Raw genomic sequence first — 18,556 nt, 5'->3', positions numbered from 1 at the left:
TCTGGAACTCCTCGGGATCGGAGGGCGTTGTCAGTGGTGAGTGCTTCACTTGTGACCAGTCGGAAGAGACAGGTCAGGAGGGACTGGCCGGTCCAGACCGGCCAGTTGGAGCAGGAGTGACTTCACGTCGGTGGCCGCGAGGCGGTCGCCGACAGCGCGGGGGGTGGAGCAGATGAGGAGCGGACCGTCGTCGTCGCTCGCCGGAAGGCGGCCGTGGCTGCCGCGAATAGGTGAGGGATCCAGAGGCACGACCGCCATGCGGTAGCGCATGCCGAGTTTCTTGCGCGCCAGCGCGGTGGCGGCCTTGACCTTGACGTAGGGGTCTTGGGGATCCATGAACAACTCGGCCGGGTCGTAGCCGGGTTTGCGGTGGATCTCGACGAGCTGCGCGAAGTCGGGCGCGCGGGCGTCGTCGAGCCAGTAGTAGTACGTGAACCAGGCGTCCGGCTCCGCGACGGCGACCAGCTCGCCGGAGCGCGGATGGTCGAGGTGGTGGGCCTTCTTGCCCTCGTCGTCGAGGAGTTGCTCGATGCCGGGCAGGTCGGCCAGGGCTGCCCTGGTCACGTCGAGGTCCTCGGGCCTGCGCACATGGACATGGGCGATCTGGTGGTCCGCGACCGCGAAGGCGCGGGAGGTCATCGGGTCGAGGTACTCCATGCCGTCCTGCGTGTGCACTTCGAGCAGTCCGGCGCGGCGCAGGGCCCGGTTGATGTCGACGGGACGGTCGACACGAGTGATGCCGTACTCGGACAGCGCGACGACGGTACGGCCCTCGGCGCGGGCGTCGTCCAGGAGCGGGGCCAGGGCGGCGTCCAGGTCGGCGGCCGCCCGCAGGGAGCGCGGGTCGTCGGGGCCGAAGCGCTGGAGGTCGTAGTCGAGGTGAGGGAGGTAGCAGAGGGTCAGGTCGGGGCGCCGGGTGCGCATGATGTGGCGGGTCGCGTCGATGATCCACTGGCTGGAGACCAGGTCCGCGCCGGGTCCCCAGAAGTGGAAGAGGGGGAAGGTGCCGAGCTTGTCGGTGAGTTCGTCGTGCAGGGCCGGTGGCCGGGTGTAGCAGTCGGGCTCCTTACGGCCGTCGGCGTAGTAGACCGGACGGGGGGTGACGGTGAAGTCGGTGTCGGCGCCCATGGCGTACCACCAGCAGATATTGGCCACCGTGTAGCCGGGGTGCGCCCGGCGCGCGGCGTCCCACAGCTTGTCTCCGGCGACCAGACCGTTGTGCTGCCGCCACAGGAGTACGTCGCCGAGCTCGCGGAAGTACCAGCCGTTGCCGACTATGCCGTGCTCGGACGGGTGGGTGCCGGTGAGGAAGGTGGACTGGGCGGCGCAGGTGACGGCGGGCAGGACCGTGCCGAGCGCGGCGCGGGAGCCGGACTGGGCGAGGGTCTTGAGGTGGGGCATGTGGTCGAGGAGACGGGGGGTGAGGCCGACTACGTCGAGGACGAGGAGGGGCGTGGGAGCGGGAGCGGTCCGTCCGGGGGCGGGGGGCGCCTGGTACGCGGCAGGGGCCGCCTGGTCTGCGGCGGGGATCGCGTGTCCGGCGCCCGGGGTGGCCTGTCCGGTGGCCGTGGACGGTCGGTGGGTGCCCATGGCCGGTCGGTCGGTGCTCATGGGAGTTCCTTCAGGCCGAGGTCGGTCAACAGGTCGCGGGCGAGGGTGAGTTCGGCGGCGATGCCGTCGGCGAGCTGGGATCGGCCGCGCGGGCGCAGCTCGGGTGGGAGGGCCTGCCAGGTGTAGGTCTCGACCTCCAGGTGGCGGGTGAGCGGGTGCGGGCCGCCGACCAGCCGGGACAGAGCCGCCTTGAGTACGGGGAGCGTGGAGGTGAGGGGCGCGGCGGGGGCCGCGTGGAGCGGGACGTGGAAGTGGGCGCGCCAGGGGGCCGCGTCGGGCAGGGCGTCGGCGGCGAGGGCCTCGCCGAGGTCGTCGGTGCCGCGCAGGCCGGCGGCGGTGGCCGTCCGGGTCTGGTGCAGGAAGCGGGGTTCGTCGAAGGCGGCGAGGGCTGCACGGACCTCGGGGAGATGGGGGTGTTCGGCGTGCAGGGCAGCCGACAGCTGGGACTTGACGACGGGGACGCGGGCTTCGGCAAGGGCGTCCAGGGCGGTGTGCGGGTCCTCGAAGGAGGTGGCGAGGTGGCAGGTGTCGAGGCAGATGCCGATGCGGTCGTGGGCGATCGCGGTGAGCGGGGCGAGGGCGTCGCCGGTGGTTTCGACGATGCAGCCGGGTTCGGGTTCCAGGCCGACACGGATGGAGCGGCCGGTCAACTCGTCGAGGGCGTCCAGGCGTTCGGCGAGCGTGCGCAGGGCGGTGCGGGCCTTCTCGGCGCGGTCCTGGTCGTAGGCGGTGCGCCAGGCCAGCGGCAGGGTCGAGATGGTGCCCTCGGTGACGTCGTCGGGGAGGAGTCCGGCGAGGACGCGGGCCAGGGCGGTGGTGTGGTCGAGGCGTTCGGGGTCGGCCCAGTCCGGCTTGTAGACGCGGTACTTGACCTCTTCGGCGCCGAAGCCCTCGTAAGGGAAACCGTTGAGGGTGACGACCTCGAGGCCGCGGCGGTCGAGTTCGGTGCGCAGGCCGCGCAGGGCGGAGGGGTCGCTGACGAGGGCGTGCGCCGCGTCCTTGGCGAGCCACAGCCCGATGCCGAGGCGGTCCCGGCCGAGGCGGCGGCGGACGGGCTCGCAGTGGTCGTGGAGCTGGGCGAGAACGCCGTCGAGGGTTTCGGCGGGGTGGACGTTGGTGCAGTAGGCGAGGTGGACGGTGGAGCCGTCGGGGTGGCGGAAGCGCATCGGTCACTCCCCGCCGCGCAGGACGGAGTTGCCCTCGTGGGTGGCCCGGGTGTCAGTGAGGGTGAGGTCGAGGCGGCCGCTGAGCCCGTAGAAGGCGACGGGGTTGCGCCACAGCACCTGGTCGACCTCGTCCTCGCTGAAGCCGTCGGCGAGCATCGCGTCCCCGACCCGCCGGGTCTTGAGCGGGTCGCTTCTCCCCCAGTCGGCGGCGGAGTTGACCAGGACCTGCTCGGGCCCGTACTCGCGCAGGATGGCGACCATCCGTTCCTCGTCCATCTTGGTGTCGGGATAGACGGAGAACCCGAGCCAGCAGCCACCGCCCTTGGCCTCTTTCACGGTGGTCTCGTTGAGGTGGTCGACGAGAACGCGGTCCGGGGCGAGCGCGGACTCGCGCACCACGTCGAGGGTGCGGCGCAGGCCGGCGAGCTTGTCGCGGTGCGGGGTGTGGACGAGCGCGGGGAGGCCGTGGTCGGCGGCGAGTTGGAGCTGGGCGGCGAGGGCGGTGTCCTCGGCGGGGGTCATCGAGTCGTAGCCGATCTCGCCGACAGCGACGACCTGGTCCTTGACGAGATAGCGGGGCAGTTCGTCGAGGACGGGCGTGCAGCGAGGGTCGTTCGCCTCCTTGGGGTTGAGGGCGAGGGTGCAGTGGTGGGCGATGCCGTACTGGGCGGCACGGAAGGGCTCCCAGCCCAGCAGGGAGTCGAAGTAGTCGAAGAAGGAGGCGGGCGAGGTGCGGGGCTGGCCGAGCCAGAAGGAGGGCTCGACGACGGCGCGGACGCCCCAGGCGTACATGGACTCGTAGTCGTCGGTGGTGCGGGAGGTCATGTGGATGTGGGGGTCGAAGATGCGCATCAGGACTCCTTGCCGTCGGTGCCGTCGGTGCCGCGGGGGCCTCGCTCGGCGGCCGGTGCGGGTGGGGTGGCCGTGGGGTCGGTCAGGGTCAGGACGCGGTGCAGGTCTTCGGGCACGGGACGGCCCGCGGCGGTGCGTTCGGCGGCGTAGTCGCCGAGCATGCGGGCGAGTTCGGCGTCGGCGCGGGCGCGGCGGTCCAGGTCCGCGACCTCGGCGACGGGAACACCGGTGAACAGGCACTTCAGGACGGCGTGCCGCCAGTGGTGCGGGGCGAGGTGGCGGGCGGCGTACGGGCCGACGGCGGCGGCGAGGAGCCGGGTGTCGTTGGTGCGCAGGGCGTCCTCGACGAGCGGGACGGCGTCGGGGCCCGGGACGAGGTGGGGCAACGCGTGCAGGACGGCGCGGCGTTCGGCGGCGGTGCCCTGGAAGTAGACGCGACCGAGGGCGCCGGTGTCGGCGCGGGCGGCGTGCAGGATCAGCACGCGGGCGGCATCAGCGTACTCGGGCCCGCAGCGGCGTCCGGCTTCGGCGAGGCGCAACTCCCATATGGAGATGGGCCCGTGCATGCCGGGGTGGGCGGCGGCTTCGACGAGCGCCTGGTCGAGCCAGGCACGGGCGGCACCGTGGAGGCGGGCGGCGAGGTGGGCGCGCAGGGCGTGTACCGAGGTGTGGGCGGGGGTGGGGATCTGGGGGGCGGTGGGGGCAGGTACGCCTGGTGCGGGGGTGGGGGTGTGAGCGGGGGTGGGGGCAGGTACGCCCGGTGCGAGGCTGGCGGTGTGAGCGGGAGTGGGGGCAGGTACGCCCGGTGCGAGGCTGCCGGTGTGAGCGGGGGTGGGGGCAGGTGCCCCTGGCGCGAGGGTGGGCGCGTGGCTGGCGGCCCCCGCGTCCGCCCCGCCGTCGGTGTTCGCGTTGCCCGCGGCCCCGGGGGCGTCCGGCTTGCCGTCGCCGTCCGCCGCCGGAAACAGCCCCGGGTCTGTGCTGCCGGACTCCCTTGCCCGAGATGGGCCGGGGATTGTGCCGTCGGCCTCCCTCTCGGGAATGGCGGCCGGGTCGGCCTCGCCGAGTTCTGCCGTGGGGGTGTCCCAGGTGGCGTGTGGGTGCTTCATGAGGTGCTGCTCCCTTCGGGGGTGGCGGAGGGATCGCCGTGGAGTGGGGCGGAATCGAGTGGGGTGACGGCCGTGGCCGCCGCGTCGCGGAGGAACGGGAGGGAGTGTTCGGCGAAGTGGGGGCCCGCGTGGGAGTGGCGGGGCAGTTCGACGACGGTCAGGCCCTGGTAGCCGGTGGCGGCGAGGGCCCCGAGGACGGACGGGAAGTCGATCTCGCCGTCACCGAGCGGGAGGTGTTCGTGGATGCCGCGGCACATGTCCTCGATCTGGACGTGCCGGAGCCAGGGGGCGGCGGCGCGTAGGCAGTCGGCGGGAGAGAGGGGTTCGAGGCACTGGCAGTGGCCGATGTCGAGGGTCAGGCCCAGGCCCTCGGGGTCGCCGAGGGTGCGGCGCAGGTGGTGGAAGTCGGCGAGGGTGGCGAGGAGGTGGCCGGGTTCGGGTTCGATGGCGAGGGGGACGCCGGCCGTGGCGGCGGCCTCGATGACGGGGGTGAGTGAGTCGGCCAGGCGTTTCCACGCCGTGTCCAGGTCGGTGCCGTCCGGGGTGATGCCGCTGAAGCAGTGGACGGCGTGGGCGCCGAGGTCGGCGGCGACCTGGACCGCGCGGATCAGGAGGCCGACTCGGCGGGAACGGTCGTCGGGGTCCGGGTCCAGCAGCGTGGGCCCGTGCTTGCGGCGCGGGTCGAGGACGTAGCGGGCGCCCGTCTCGACGGTGACGTCCAGGCCGAGAGTGCCCAGGCGCTCGGCGACATGGCGGGTGCGGGAGCCGAGGTCGGGTGCCTGGGGGTCGAGGTGCATGTGGTCGAGAGTCAGACCGACGCCGTCGTAGCCGAGGTCGGCGAGCAGGGCGAAGGCGTCGTCGAGACGAAGGTCGGTGAGGCCGTTGGTGCCGTAGCCGAAGTGGAGGGGGGTGTTGGGGCGGGGTCGGGTACGGAGGTCGCTCTGGGGGTTGCTGCTGGTTCGCCCGTCGCCGGTCGCACCGGTTGCGCCGCCGACCCGTCCCTCCATGCCGGTCGCACCGACCCGCCCCTCCACACCAGCCGCCCCGCTCGCCTCGCCACCCCAGCCCGCCGAACCGGTCGCCCCGCTCAACCCGCCGAGCCGGCCCACCGCCCCGGTCCGCCGCCCAAGTACCGAACCCCACCCGGTCGCCCGCCTCACCGCGGCCCCTCCAGCCGCCCCGCGAATCCCACCAGCGCCGCATACTGCTCCCCGAGCGCCGAAGGTCCGTCTCCCACCGGATCCTTGAAATAGAAGCCGAGTTCACCGAGCGGACCCGACAGACCCGCCTCCTGGGCCCGTGCGACCAGTCGCGCCAGATCGAGAACCAGTGGAGCCGCGAGGGACGAGTCGCAGCCCTGCCAGGTGGTTTGGAGGGTCATGCGGGTGCCGAGGAAACCGCCGAAGGCGATGTGGTCCCAGGCCGTCTTCCAGTCGCCGAGGGCGGGCACGTCGTCGATGTGGACCTCGCCCTCGGGGGTTGTGCCGAGGGTGTCGGACAGGACCCGTTCCTTGCCGGCGTTCTTGGCGGCCGCCGCTGCGGGGTCGGAGAGGGCCGCGCCGTCGCCGCCGCCGAGGAGGTTGGTGCCGGACCAGGCGCGGACGGTGAGGGCGCGTTGCGTGAACATCGGGCCGAGGACTGAACGCAGGAGTGTCTGGCCGGTCTTGCCGTCGCGGCCGGCGTACGGGAGGCCGCTCGCCTCGGCAGCGGCGGCCAGGGCGGGGTGGTGCAGGCCGGTCGAGGGGGTGAAGTTCACGTACGGGCAGCCGGCGCGCAGGGCCGCCGCCGCGTAGAGGGAGCTGGGCGGGAGGTCCGCGCCGGTGGCGTGGGGTTCGGTGGAAGCGACGTTCACGACGACCACGCGGGCCAGGTCGTGTCGCCGTACGAAGTCACGCATGTCCGCGGCGAACGCGGTGATCAGTTCGGCCTCGGCCCGGGTGTCGCCCGGCACCGGGCCGCCGGGCCTGATCTCCCGGTCGGCAGCGGCCAGTTCGGACGCGGCCGCCGTGGGGAGGCCGGGTGGAAGGACTCCCCCGGCGGCGAGGGCCTCCGCTCGTTTCGGCAGCGGGCAGTCCAGTGTGTCGTGCCCGCCGAAGACCAGTGAGGAGAGTGACGGCAGTCCGCTCCGTGCGAATGCCGGGGTCTCGGTGACCAGGCCAACCGGTGCGTGCAGGCCGGCGGTTACGGCGGCGCAGCCCGCGACCACGGTGGTGGCGACGGAGCCGCGGGCGCCGATCAGCCAAACACCGACGCGCTGCGGGGAGTTGGGGGCGGAATCGGGCGCGGGCATGGGCAGCCTCCTTGTCGAGCGCGTCGCGAGCAGGCCCGGGGACGACAGGGCGGAGACGGCGGGCGGAGGTCCGGCGTCCTCCGCCCACCGCCGCTCAATTGCCCTTGGCGGGCAGTTCCTTGAGCCGGATGTCACGGAAGGACACCTGGTCGTCGGCTCCGTGGTTCTGGATGCCGAGGTGTCCGTCGACGAGGCTCCGGGCCGGATCGGTGTTCGTGAAATCGTTGATCTTGACGCCGTTGAGCCAGACGCGGAGACGTTCACCCTCCACGCGGATCTCGTACGTGTTCCACTCCCCCGGCGGGTTCAGCGCACGGTCGCGCTTCTCCAGGTCGGCGGACCGGAAGCCGTAGACCGACCCGGTCGTCTTCTCGGGCACGTCCGTGGCGTCGATCTGGATCTCGTAACCGTTGTTCACGGCCGACCACGGGTCGTCCGAGGGCGGAAAGCCCACGAACACACCGGAGTTGTCGTCCCCGTCCGCGCCGGCCATCTTCCAGTCGAGCTTCAGGGAGTACGAGGTGAAGCCCGAAGTGGCATACCAGAGCAGGCCCATCCCGCCCGACGACGTCAGCGTGCCGTCGTCGGAGAGGGTGAAGGAGCCGGGGCCCGCCTGCTGCCAACCCTCCAGTGAGGTGCCGTCGAAGAGCGGGCGGTAGCCGTTCTCCGGTCGGCAGTCGGCCTGCGCGTCGCCGATCGTCCAGCGGATGCCGCCCAACAGGTGGGCGCGGAAGGCGGGTTCGGCGTACGACTCCTTGGTGTGGCCGAGGCCGGTGTAGAAGGCGCGGCCGCCCCGGTAGTTCTGGCACCAGGCGATCGGGTGGTCGCCGTTCATGGTGCCGCCGGTGTAGGACGACTCGTCCAGTGAGGCGAGCACATGGACTCGATCCCGTGGATTCGAGCGGTAGTTGTACCACTCGTCGGTGCGGTCCCAGGTCTGCGCCAGACCGGACGTCGAGGGATGGGCGCGGTCCTCGACGTCCACCGTGGCCGGCTGGATCGCCGGGTGCGACTGGAAGTAGGCACCGGCGAGGCCGCCGTAGAACGCCCAGTCGTACTCGGTGTCGGCGGCGGCATGGACACCGACGTAGCCACCGCCGTGCCGGATGTAGCCCTCGAACGCCGCCTGTTGGGCGTCGTTGAGGACATCGCCCGTCGTGGAGAGGAAGACGACGGCGTCGTAGCGTCGCAGGTTCTTCCCGGTGAACGCGCCCGCGTCCTCGGTCGCGTCGACCGTGAAGCCGCCGTTGGTGCCCAGTTGCTTCACCGCCTCCACGCCGGTCGGGATGGAGTCGTGCCGGAACGCGGCCGTCTTGGAGAAGACCAGCACCCGCTTCCCGGCCTGCCCGGGGTGCGAGGAGGCGGGACCCGAGACGCAGCCGAGGAGCAGCGCCGCGCCCACAACAGCGGTCGCCAGACGCGCAGTTGAACGCATCACGTGCCCTCCTCTCAGCCGGTCGTGAAGGTGAAGTCGTCCACGTCGAACAGCGCGCCCGTGCCGCCCTTGAAGACCAGGTAGAGCGTGGTCGTGCCGCGCGGTGCGCGGGACAGGTCGGCGCTGACGTCCTGGAAGGTCTCCCAGCCGCCGGTCACCGGGACGGTCGCCTTGCCGAGCAGGGTGCCGGTGGCCGAGCCGGCGCGGACCTCGAGGGTGCCGCCCGCGCCGCCGGAGGAGACGCGTGAAGTGATCTTCGTGGCGTTGCTCAGGACGTACGGCGTGAAGGAGATCCAGTCGCCGTTGTCGATGTCGCCGACGGTCTTGCCGCCGTGTGCGGTGCCCTTGGCGATCACCGAGACGCCGGAGCTGTTGCCGAAGTGCTCGGCCTGGCGGTGCCGCGGCTGGAGGACGTTCTGGTCGTGCGAGGTGAGCGCGGCCTGGCCGCCGCCTCCGCCGTCGGTGTACTCGGCGTCGAGCACGCCGAAGATGTTGGCGTCCTCATCGTGGCCGCCGTCGGCGGTGGTCTGGATGGTGCCGGTGCAGCCGTTGGCCGAGGTGATCGGGTGGCCGTGGGTGTCGTGGCCAAGGACGAAGGTGACCTTGACCTTGGCGCAGTCGATGTTCCGGCCGTCCTCCGGGTCGGTGACCTTAACCTTGAACGGAATGGCGTCGCCGAAGCCGAACAGCTGCCCGTCGCGCGGGAGTTCAAGCGTCACCGTGGGCGCGGTGTTGCCGACGACGATCTGCACGCTCGCGCTGCCGGTCCGGCCGGTGGTGTCCTTCGCGGTGAGCGTCGCGGTGTAGGTGCCGTTCTTCTTGTACCTGTAAGTCGGGTTCGCCGTCGTCGACTTGCCGCCGTCGCCGAAGTCCCAGCTGTACGTGAGCGCGTCGCCGTCCTGGTCCGAGGTCCCCGCGGAAGAGAACTGCACCTTCAGCGGCGCCTGCCCGGACGTCCTGCTCGCCGCGGCCTGTGGCACGGGCGAGTGGCCGTCGGTCGCGTTCTCGATCCGGTACAGCCCCGAGTTCTCGTCGCCGCCGAACCAGGCGGTGCCGTAGTCGAGGACGTACAGCGCCCCGTCGGGCCCGAAGGCCATGTCCATCACCTGAGTGCCGGTCCAGGGGAAGGAGTTGATGGACTGCACAGTGCCGCTCGAATCGCTCGCTATCCGCTTGATCCAGCGGCGGCCGAACTCACCGGCGAAGAAGTTCCCGTCGTACGCCTGCGGGAACTTGACCGGCGAGTCGAGCGAGGCGTCGTAGTGGTAGACCGGGCCGCCCATCGGAGATTCGGAGCCGTCGCCGAAGTCCGGTACGGACGGACCGTTGTACGGGATCCAGGCGGGCTGGGCCGGGGGGAGGTCCGTAAGTCCGGTGTTGTGGGGGGAGTTGTTCTTCGGGGCGTTGCAGTCGAAGGACGCGCCGGAGGTCTTGGTCGCGAAGTCGTAGTCCACGTAGGCGTCGTTGGCGCCGGTGCAGTAAGGCCAGCCGAAGTTTCCGGGGCCGGTGACGCGCGCGAACTCGACCTGGCCGGCGGGCCCTCGGGCCGGATCGGCGGCGCCGGCGTCGGGGCCGTAGTCACCGACGTACAGAATCCCGGTCTTCTTGTCGACGCTGAAGCGGAACGGGTTGCGGAAGCCCATGGCGTAGATCTCGGGGCGCGTCTTGTCGGTGCCGGGCGCGAAGAGGTTGCCGTCGGGGACGGTGTACGAGCCGTCGGCGCTCACCTTGACGCGCAGTATCTTGCCGCGCAGGTCGTTGGTATTGCCGGCCGAACGCTGCGCGTCGAAGGCGGGGTTGCGGTCGGCGCGCTCGTCGAGGGGGCTGTAGCCGTCGGACTGGAAGGGGTTGGTGTCGTCGCCGGTCGACAGGTACAGGTTGCCCGCCGCGTCGAAGTCGATGTCGCCGCCGACGTGGCAGCACAGGCCGCGGGAGGCCGGGACGTCGAGGACCTTCTTCTCGCTGGCCTTGTCAAGGGTGCCGTCGGCGTTCAGGACGAAGCGGGAGAGGCGGTTGACGCCGTCGAAGGGCGCGAAGTCGGCCGCGGTGCCGGTCTCGGGGGCGTCGCCGGCCGGGGTGTTCAACGGGGGTGCGTAGTAGAGGTAGATGGCGCGGTTGGTCGCGAAGTCCGGGTCCACGCCGACGCCTTGGAGGCCCTCCTCGTCGTGGGAGTAGACGTCGAGCTTGCCGATCAGCCGCGTGTTGCCGGCCGCGTCCGTGAGCCGGAGTTCGCCGTCGCGGGAGGTGTGCAGGACCGAGCGGTCCGGGAGGACCGCGAGGGACATGGGCTCGCCGACCTCCGCCTCGCCCTTGGCGAGGGTGACCTGCTGGAAGTCCTCCGCGGCGGCGGGTGCGGTGCCGGTGCCCGGGTCGGCGACGGCTGCGCCGGCCTGGGGTGCGGTGAGGGTGAGCGATGCGCCTGCGAGGAGCGCGGCGCCGAGAACGGCGACGGCTCTACGGAAGCGTCGTCTGTGGGTCTCGATTCTGTCGGTGCTGGTGGTGCGGTCGTTCCCGTGCACGAATGCCTCCAGTAAGGGGCTGGTTGTACGGGCGGGTGCGTACGCCGGGACGCGCCGTCGTCCCGGAGAGCTGATGAGCCGTCAGTTGAACGAAGCGGCGGCTCAGTTGCCGAACGCCGCGTCGAAGGAGGCCGACGGCGGCTCGAAATCGTAGGCCTTGAGGCGGGTCAGGGCCTCGGGTGCGCCCTGGAGCCGGTCCATCCCGGCGTCCTCCCACTCGACCGAGATGGGGCCCCGGTAGTCGATGGAACGCAGCATCCGGAAGACGTCCTCCCAGGGGACGTCGCCGTGACCTGCGGAGACGAAGTCCCAACCGCGGCGCGGGTCGCCCCAGGGGAGGTGGGAGCCGAGGCGGCCGTTGCGGCCGTCGAGGCGTTTGCGGGCCTCTTTGCAGTCGACGTGGTAGATCCGGTCACGGAAGTCCCACAGGAAGCCGACGGGGTCGAGGTCCTGCCAGACGAAGTGGGAGGGGTCGAAGTTCAGGCCGAAGGCGGGCCGATTGCCAACTGCCTCCAGGGCACGCTGTGTTGTCCAGTAGTCGTAGGCGATCTCACTCGGGTGCACCTCGTGCGCGAACCGCACGCCCACCTCGTCGAAGACGTCGAGGATCGGGTTCCAGCGCTCGGCGAAGTCCTCGTAGCCGCGCTCGATCATCGACTCGGGGGCGGGCGGGAACATCGCGACCAGGTGCCAGATGGCGGAGCCGGTGAAGCCGATGACGGTGTCGACGCCGAAGGCGGCGGCGGCGCGCGCGGTGTCCTTGATGCGCTCGGCCGCCCGTCGCCGTACGCCTTCCGGGTCGCCGCCGCCCCACACCTCGCCCGGCAGGATGGCCTGATGGCGTTCGTCGATGATGGCGTCGCAGACGGCCTGGCCGACCAGGTGGTTGGAGACGGCCCAGCACTTGAGGCCGTACTTGTCGAGCAAGGCGTGCCGGGAGTCCAGGTAGGACGGATCCGCGAGCGCCTTGTCGACCTCGAAGTGGTCGCCCCAGCAGGCGAGTTCGAGCCCGTCGTAGCCGAAGTCACGGGCGAGGCGGCAGACTTCCTCCAGCGGTAGGTCGGCCCACTGACCGGTGAAGAGCGTGAACTGGCGTGGCATTTCCCGAGCCCTCCTGGGACGGCGGTTCAGACGGCGATGGGCGTGTAGACGGAGTTCTTCTCGGCGCTCTCCTCGACCGCCGCGAGCACGCGCTGCACCTGCAGCCCGTCGGCGAAGGAGGGGTCGGGCCGGCGGCCCTCGGCGATCGCGTGGACAAGGTCGCGGGCCTGGTGGACGAAGGTGTGCTCGTAGCCGAGACCGTGGCCCGGCGGCCACCAGGCGTCCAGGTAGGGGTGATCGGGTTCGGTGACGAGGATGCGGCGGAAGCCGGCGTGCGTCCCGGGTTCCGTACCGTCGTGGTACGACAGCTCGTTGAGCCGCTCCAGGTCGAAGGCCAACGAGCCGCGCTCGCCGTTGAGTTCGATGCGCAGGGAGTTCTTGCGACCGGTCGCGTAGCGCGTCGCCTCGAAGGAGGCGAGGGCGCCCGAGGTGAAGCGGCCGGTGAACAGGGCCGCGTCGTCGACGGTGACCTGGCCGGTGCCGGACGACGAGATGGCGGACAGTCCGCTGGTGGCACCGACGGGCAACGGCCTTTCCCGTACGAAGGTTTCGGTCAGCGCGGACACCCCGGCCAGCCGCTCCCCCGCCAGGTACTGCGCGAGGTCGACGATGTGCGCGCCCAGGTCGCCGAGCGAGCCCGAGCCGGCCAGCTCCTTGCGCAGCCGCCAGGTGAGCGGGAACTCCGGGTCCACCAGCCAGTCCTGAAGGTACGTCACCCGTACGTGCCGTAGCGCTCCGAGCCTGCCCTCGGCCACCATCCGGCGGGCCAGCGCGGTCGCCGGCACCCGGCGGTAGTTGAAGCCGACCATCGCCAACTGCCCGCGGCCGTACGCCGCTTCGGCCGCCGCCGTCATCGCCACCGCCTCTTCGACCGTGTTCGCAAGGGGCTTCTCGCACAGCACGTGCTTGCCGGCGGCGAGGGCGGCCAGGGCGATCTCGGCATGGCTGTCGCCGGGGGTGCAGATGTCGACGAGGTCGATGTCGTCCCGTTCGATCAGGACCCGCCAGTCGGTCTCGGCCGCCGCCCAGCCGTGCCGGTCCGCGGCCTGGCGCACGGCGGCCGCGTCGCGCCCGCAGATGGCGGCGAGGACCGGGCTGCGCGGCAGGTCGAAGACGCGGCCCACGGTGCGCCAGCCCTGGGAGTGGGCGGCGCCCATGAACGCGTAGCCGACCATGCCGACCCGAAGCGGCGGCTTCGTGCCCTCCGGTCCGTCCGGCTGCTGGGGCTGTCCCATACGGATGTCCTCCTCGTCCTCGTCGTGATGGCGCCGCGGTCCTCGCGCGGCGGCGCCGTGGGGGGTGCGGGGCGGAACGGTCAGCGGAAGCCGGTGGGCATGTACTGGTCGACGTTGTCCTTGTCGACGACCGCCGAGTAGAGCGTCAGCGAGGCCGGGATCTCGAACTCGGCGAGTCCGCTGACGCCCTTGCCCTGGCCGAGCGCGCGGGCCAGGTCGATCGCCGAGGCGGCCATCGTCGGCGGGTACAGGACCGTCGCCTTGAGGACGCCGTTGTCCTGCTTGATGGCCTGGAAGGCGGAGAGCGCGCCCGCGCCGCCGACCATCAGGAAGCCCTCGCGCCCGGCCTGCTCGATGGCGCGCAGCGCGCCCACGCCCTGGTCGTCGTCGTGGTTCCACAGCGCGTCGAACTTGGGCTGCGCCTGGAGGAGTTGGGCCATCTTGGCCTGCCCGGACTCGACCGTGAACTCGGCCGCCTGCCGGGCCACCTTCTTGACGTTCGGGTAGTTCTTCAGGGCGTCGTCGAAGCCCTGGGTGCGCTGCTTGGTCAGCTCCAGGTTGTCCAGGCCGGCCAGCTCGATGACCTTGGCGTTCGACTTCCCCTTGAGCTTCTCGCCGATGTACGTACCGGCGTTGAGCCCCATGCCGTAGTTGTCGCCGCCGATCCAACAGCGGTACGCCTGCGGGGAGTTGAAGATCCGGTCCAGGTTGACGACCGGGATGCCGGCGCGCATCGCCTTGAGCCCGACCTGGGTGAGCGCCTTGCCGTCGGCGGGCAGGACGACCAGGACGTCGACCTTCTTGTTGATGAGGGTCTCTATCTGTCCGATCTGGGCGGCGGTGTCGTTGGAGCCCTCGGTGATCTCCAGGGTGACGTCGGAGTACTTCTTGGCGCGGCTCTTGGCGTTGTCGTTGATCGCGTTCAGCCAGCCGTGGTCGGCCTGCGGGCCGGCGAAGCCGATGGTGACGTGCTTGCCGGGCTTGTCGTCGGCGGCCGACTGGTCGTTGGCTGCCGGGCTCTCGTCCTTGGACTCGTTACTCGTGCAACCTGCGAGGAGGGCGCCGGTGGAGACGGCTGCGGCTCCGAAGAGGAGTCCTCTGCGGCTGGTGGTGGTATGTGACATAGCACTGCCAGTGGAATGTGACATATTACTGAAACCTTTCCTCAAGACTCGGGCTGTCCCGGACCCACGTCACGCCGGCCTCAGGTCGAACTAGCAGTACGCCGCTGCACCAGCACCGCGGCGACGATGATCGCGCCCTTGGCGATCTGCTGGACGTCGCTCTGCAGGTTGTTCAGGGCGAAGATGTTGGTGATCGTCGTGAAGATCAGCACTCCGAGCACCGAACCCGTGATGGTCCCGCGCCCCCCGCTCAGCAGCGTTCCGCCGATGATCGCGGCCGCGATGGCGTCGAGCTCGTACAGGTTGCCGTTGGTGTTCTGGCCCGAGCCGGACAGGATGATCAGCAGGAACGCGGCGATCCCGCAGCACAGCCCGGACAGCAGGTACAGGTACAGCCGCTGTCGGCGTACGTCGATGCCGGCGAGCCGGGCGGCCTCCGCGTTGCCGCCGACGGCGACCGTGCGCCGCCCGAACGTCGTGCGGTTCAGGATCAGCCAGCCGATGATCGTGACGACCGCGAACACCATCACCAGCGGCGGGATGCCGAGCACGTACGCGTCCCGCTCCCCCAGGTCGAGGATGCTCGGGATGCTGACGATCTGCGTCTTGCCGTCGGTGATCTGCAGCGCGAGCCCGCGGGCCGAGGCCAGCATCGCGAGCGTGGCGATGAACGGGACCATTCCGCCGAATGCGATGAGCAGTCCGTTCACCAGACCGCAGCCGACCCCCACGATCACCGCCGTGAAGAGGACACCCGCGAAGCCGTAGTCCTGGGTGGCCACGGTCGTCGCCCAGACCGAGGCGAGGGCGACGATCGCGCCGACCGAGAGGTCGATGCCGCCGGAAGTGATGACGAAGGTCATGCCGACAGTGACGACGCCGATCACGGAGGCCTGGGTGAGGACGAGTTGGAGGTTGCGGGTGTCCAGGAACTCGTCCGGTTTGGTGATGCCGCCGATCAGGATCAGCGCGGCGAGCACGCCGAGGAGGGAGAGTGTGCGGACGTCGGCCCGTGCCAACAGGCCGCGCCAGGAGGGGGGTTGGCCTACAGACGGCACCTTGTCGGTGTTGTCCCGTGGCGGGGAGGCGTGCTGCGTCATGACGCCGGGCTTCCTTCCATGACCAGGTCGAGTACGCGGTGTTCGTCGAGCTCCCGGGCGGGCGCCGTGTGGACGACGCGGCCCTCGCGGAGCACCAGGACGCGGTCGGCGAGGCCGAGGACCTCGGGGACCTCGCTGGAGACCAGCAGCACGGCGAGGCCCTCGTCGGCGAGGCGGCGGATTACCGCGTAGAGCTCGGCGCGGGCGCCGACGTCGACGCCGCGGGTGGGCTCGTCGAGCAGCAGGACACGGCAGCCGCGCAGCAGCCAGCGGGCCAGGACGGCCTTCTGCTGGTTGCCGCCGGAGAGGGTGCGAATCGGCACGCCTGGGTTGTCGGGGCGCAGCGACAGCTCGCGCGTCGCGGCCCGCGCCGCGCCCAGTTCGGCGCGCCGGTCGATCCAACCGCCGCGCGAGAAGCGGGACATGGAGGAGACGGAGACATTGCGGGTGACGGACTCCAGCATCAGCAGGGCCTGCGCCTTGCGCTCCTCGGGCGCGAGACCGAGCCCGGCCCGCACGGCCGCACGCACGCTCCCCGGCCGCAACACCCGCCCGTCGACCCGGACTTGGCCCGCACTCGGCTTGCGGGCGCCGTAGATCGTCTCCAGGATCTCGGACCGCCCGGACCCGACGAGCCCGGCCAGCCCGACGATCTCGCCGGGACGCACGGCCAGGTCCAGTGGCTCGAACTCCCCGTCCCGGGCCAGCCCTTGGACCTCCAGCACAGGTGCGTTCTCCAGCACAGGTGCGTTCTCCGGCACCACCACCGGCCGCTCCGGGAAGACGTACTCGACATTGCGCCCGGTCATCAGCGCGACCACCTCGCGAGTCGGTGTCGACTTCGCGGGCAGTCCGCCCGCCACCGCCCGCCCGTCCTTGAGGACGGTGACCCGGTCACCGATCCGCCTGATCTCCTCCAGCCGGTGCGAGATGTAGACGACGGCGACTCCGTCCGCGGTGAGGTCGCCGACGATGCGGAAGAGGTTGTCGACCTCGTCCGGGTCGAGGGCTGCGGACGGCTCGTCCATCACGATGAGCCGTACGTCGTGGGAGAGCGCGCGGGCCATGGACACGATCTGCTGCTGGGCCGCGGACAGCTCACCGACCAGCCGTGCCGGGTCGATCTCCGGATGGCCAAGTCGCTTGAGGAGAGCGGCAGTTGATGCTTTCGCCGCCTTTCCGCGTACGACGAAACCGGCGGCCGTGGGTTCATGGCCGAGGTGGACGTTCTCGGCGACCGAGAGGTGCTCCACCAGGTCGAGTTCCTGGTAGATGGTGGCGATGCCGAGGCGCATGGCGGCGATCGGCGAGCGGAGGGTGACCTCCTCGCCGCGCCAGCGGATGGTGCCGGTGTCGGGCTGGTGGGCGCCGGCCAGGACCTTGATCAGGGTGGACTTGCCGGCCCCGTTCTGGCCGAGCAGACAGTGCACTTCGCCGGCCTGGACGTCGAGGTCGACGCCGTCGAGGGCCTGGACTCCGGGGAACGACTTGGTGATGCCGGACATGGTGAGCAGCGGTGGTTCTGGTGCCATGCGGATTCCCCTTGGCGGGCGTGCGGGCCGGTTGCAGGGTGCGTGCGGGCAGGCTTGTTCGGGGCACGGCGGAACAGGTCGCCGTACTCGGTGAGCCGTGGTGGAGCGAGGGCTTACGCGGGCGAGAACAGGTGGTCGCTGATGAGGCGGGCCGCGCCGATGACTCCGGCGTTCTGCCCCAACTCCCCCAGCACGATGGGCAGGTTGCCCGTCGCGAGGGGCAGTGACTGGCGGTAGACCTGGGTGCGGATCGCGGCGAGCAGGGTGTGGCCGAGGCCGGTCACCCCGCCGCCGATCACCACCAGGCCGGGGTTGAAGAAGGAGACGAGTCCGGCGATGACCTGGCCGGTGCGGGTGCCGCCCTCGCGGATCAGGTCGAGGGCGGTGGCGTCGCCCGCGGCGGCAGCGGCGGCGACGTCGACGGCGGTCAGGGTGCCGTTCGCCTCCAGCCGGGCCGCGAGTTCCTCGGACCGCCCCTGCTCGACCGCCTCCACGGCGTCCCGGGCGAGGGCCGCCCCGCTGAAGTGGGCTTCCAGGCAGCCCCGGTTGCCGCAGGCGCACTGACGTCCGTCGGGCACGGCCTGGATGTGCCCGATGTCGCCCGCGCTGCCGGTCACCCCGCGGTGCACCTCACCGCCGACGACGATCCCGCAGCCGATACCGGTGCCGATCTTGACGCAGAGGAAGTCGCCCACGGAGCGTGCGACGCCGGCGTGCATCTCCCCCATCGCCATGAGGTTCACGTCGTTGTCGACCATGACGGGGCAGCCGAGTTCCTGGCTGAGCGCCTCCCGTACGGGGAAGCCGTCCCAGCCGGGCATGATCGGCGGAGCGACCGGCACGCCCTCGGGGAAGCGAACCGGTCCCGGGACGCCGATGCCGGCGCCGTCGAAACCCTCCGCGAGCCCCGAGGCCCTCAACTTCGCTGCCATGGACAGGACTTGCTCGAAGACCGCGACCGGTCCCTCGCGTACGTCCATGGGCTGGTTGAGGTGTCCGAGGACCTCCAGCTCGGCGTTGGTGACGGCGACGTCGACCGAGGTCGCGCCGATGTCGACGCCGAGGAAGCGCAGGGCGGGGGCGAGCCGGATGTTGTGGGAGCGTCGGCCGCCGCGGGATGCGGCGAGTCCGTCGGCCACGATCAGGCCCGTCTCAAGGAGCCGGTCCACCTCGACGGCCAGCTTGGACCGCGAGAGGTCGACCTGATCGCCCAGCTGCGCCCGGGAGTTGGGGCCGCCGTCGCGCAACAGCTTGAGCAGCTTGGCCTGATGAGCGTTCGCGGGTCGTGCCGTCATGCGTCTCACGAGCCCCTCCCCGCCTCAACCGGCCACCAGTGTTCGGGCTTTCGAGGGGAACGTAGCAGCGGGCGCCGAACCTGGGAAGAAGCTGTGCACGAATTGCCCACGACTTTCTCCACTGGCAGGACAAAGACCGGCGCCCTCGATATCCGCGCGCCGAGCTCCCCGCCGGGCCATACGATCTGGT

General features: G+C 71.1%; 14 protein-coding genes. All 14 read right to left on the bottom strand.

Translation table 11 applies throughout. The features are described 5' to 3' along the window. Positions 1-45: 45 nt before the first annotated feature. Positions 46-1,611 carry an alkaline phosphatase family protein gene (locus ACQEWB_RS41085; protein WP_432840490.1) on the bottom strand — a complete coding sequence of 522 codons (1,566 nt, stop codon included), beginning with the start codon at positions 1,609-1,611 and terminating at the stop codon, positions 46-48. Next, entirely contained in the window at positions 1,608-2,777 is a 1,170-nt protein-coding gene (gene eboE / locus ACQEWB_RS41080) for a metabolite traffic protein EboE (protein ID WP_432840488.1), read from the bottom strand. Before eboE ends, ACQEWB_RS41085 begins: the two co-directional genes overlap by 4 nt. 3 nt (positions 2,778-2,780) lie before the next feature. Continuing rightward, the gene (locus tag ACQEWB_RS41075; protein ID WP_432840486.1) at positions 2,781-3,629 is read right to left on the bottom strand and encodes a TatD family hydrolase; all 849 of its coding nucleotides are present in this window, start codon (positions 3,627-3,629) and stop codon (positions 2,781-2,783) included. Next, the gene (locus tag ACQEWB_RS41070) at positions 3,629-4,315 is read right to left on the bottom strand and encodes an EboA domain-containing protein (RefSeq protein ID WP_432844263.1); all 687 of its coding nucleotides are present in this window, start codon (positions 4,313-4,315) and stop codon (positions 3,629-3,631) included. Before ACQEWB_RS41070 ends, ACQEWB_RS41075 begins: the two co-directional genes overlap by 1 nt. A gap of 416 nt (positions 4,316-4,731) precedes the next feature. Next, entirely contained in the window at positions 4,732-5,895 is a 1,164-nt protein-coding gene (locus ACQEWB_RS41065; protein ID WP_432840484.1) for a sugar phosphate isomerase/epimerase family protein, read from the bottom strand. Beyond that, positions 5,892-7,025, bottom strand: a complete 1,134-nt coding sequence (locus ACQEWB_RS41060; RefSeq protein WP_432840482.1) for an inositol-3-phosphate synthase — start codon at positions 7,023-7,025, stop codon at positions 5,892-5,894. The genes ACQEWB_RS41065 and ACQEWB_RS41060 overlap by 4 nt, the downstream gene beginning before the upstream one ends. 94 nt (positions 7,026-7,119) lie before the next feature. Next, positions 7,120-8,460, bottom strand: a complete 1,341-nt coding sequence (locus ACQEWB_RS41055; protein ID WP_432840480.1) for a ThuA domain-containing protein — start codon at positions 8,458-8,460, stop codon at positions 7,120-7,122. A 14-nt stretch (positions 8,461-8,474) separates the two neighbouring features. Further along, positions 8,475-10,979, bottom strand: coding sequence for a PQQ-dependent sugar dehydrogenase (locus tag ACQEWB_RS41050; RefSeq protein WP_432840478.1), 2,505 nt, complete (start codon positions 10,977-10,979; stop codon positions 8,475-8,477). A gap of 102 nt (positions 10,980-11,081) precedes the next feature. Beyond that, complete coding sequence (locus ACQEWB_RS41045; RefSeq protein WP_432840476.1) at positions 11,082-12,080, bottom strand: sugar phosphate isomerase/epimerase family protein; 999 nt, start codon at positions 12,078-12,080, stop codon at positions 11,082-11,084. A 26-nt stretch (positions 12,081-12,106) separates the two neighbouring features. Beyond that, on the bottom strand, positions 12,107-13,315 hold the full coding sequence (locus ACQEWB_RS41040) for a Gfo/Idh/MocA family protein (protein WP_432840474.1): 1,209 nt from the start codon (positions 13,313-13,315) through the stop codon (positions 12,107-12,109). Positions 13,316-13,395: 80 nt separating this feature from the next. Beyond that, positions 13,396-14,439, bottom strand: coding sequence for a substrate-binding domain-containing protein (locus tag ACQEWB_RS41035; RefSeq protein ID WP_432840472.1), 1,044 nt, complete (start codon positions 14,437-14,439; stop codon positions 13,396-13,398). Positions 14,440-14,519: 80 nt separating this feature from the next. Next, positions 14,520-15,539, bottom strand: coding sequence for an ABC transporter permease (locus ACQEWB_RS41030; RefSeq protein WP_432840470.1), 1,020 nt, complete (start codon positions 15,537-15,539; stop codon positions 14,520-14,522). Continuing rightward, positions 15,536-17,071 carry a sugar ABC transporter ATP-binding protein gene (locus ACQEWB_RS41025; protein WP_432840468.1) on the bottom strand — a complete coding sequence of 512 codons (1,536 nt, stop codon included), beginning with the start codon at positions 17,069-17,071 and terminating at the stop codon, positions 15,536-15,538. The genes ACQEWB_RS41030 and ACQEWB_RS41025 overlap by 4 nt, the downstream gene beginning before the upstream one ends. A gap of 113 nt (positions 17,072-17,184) precedes the next feature. Next, the gene (locus ACQEWB_RS41020) at positions 17,185-18,366 is read right to left on the bottom strand and encodes an ROK family transcriptional regulator (RefSeq protein WP_432840466.1); all 1,182 of its coding nucleotides are present in this window, start codon (positions 18,364-18,366) and stop codon (positions 17,185-17,187) included. Positions 18,367-18,556 lie beyond the last annotated feature (190 nt).

Source organism: Streptomyces sp. CA-249302 (genome assembly GCF_050936785.1).
GTDB lineage: Bacteria > Actinomycetota > Actinomycetes > Streptomycetales > Streptomycetaceae > Streptomyces.
Note: the sequence above shows the minus strand (reverse complement) of the source record. Positions and strands in the feature narration are given on the sequence as shown.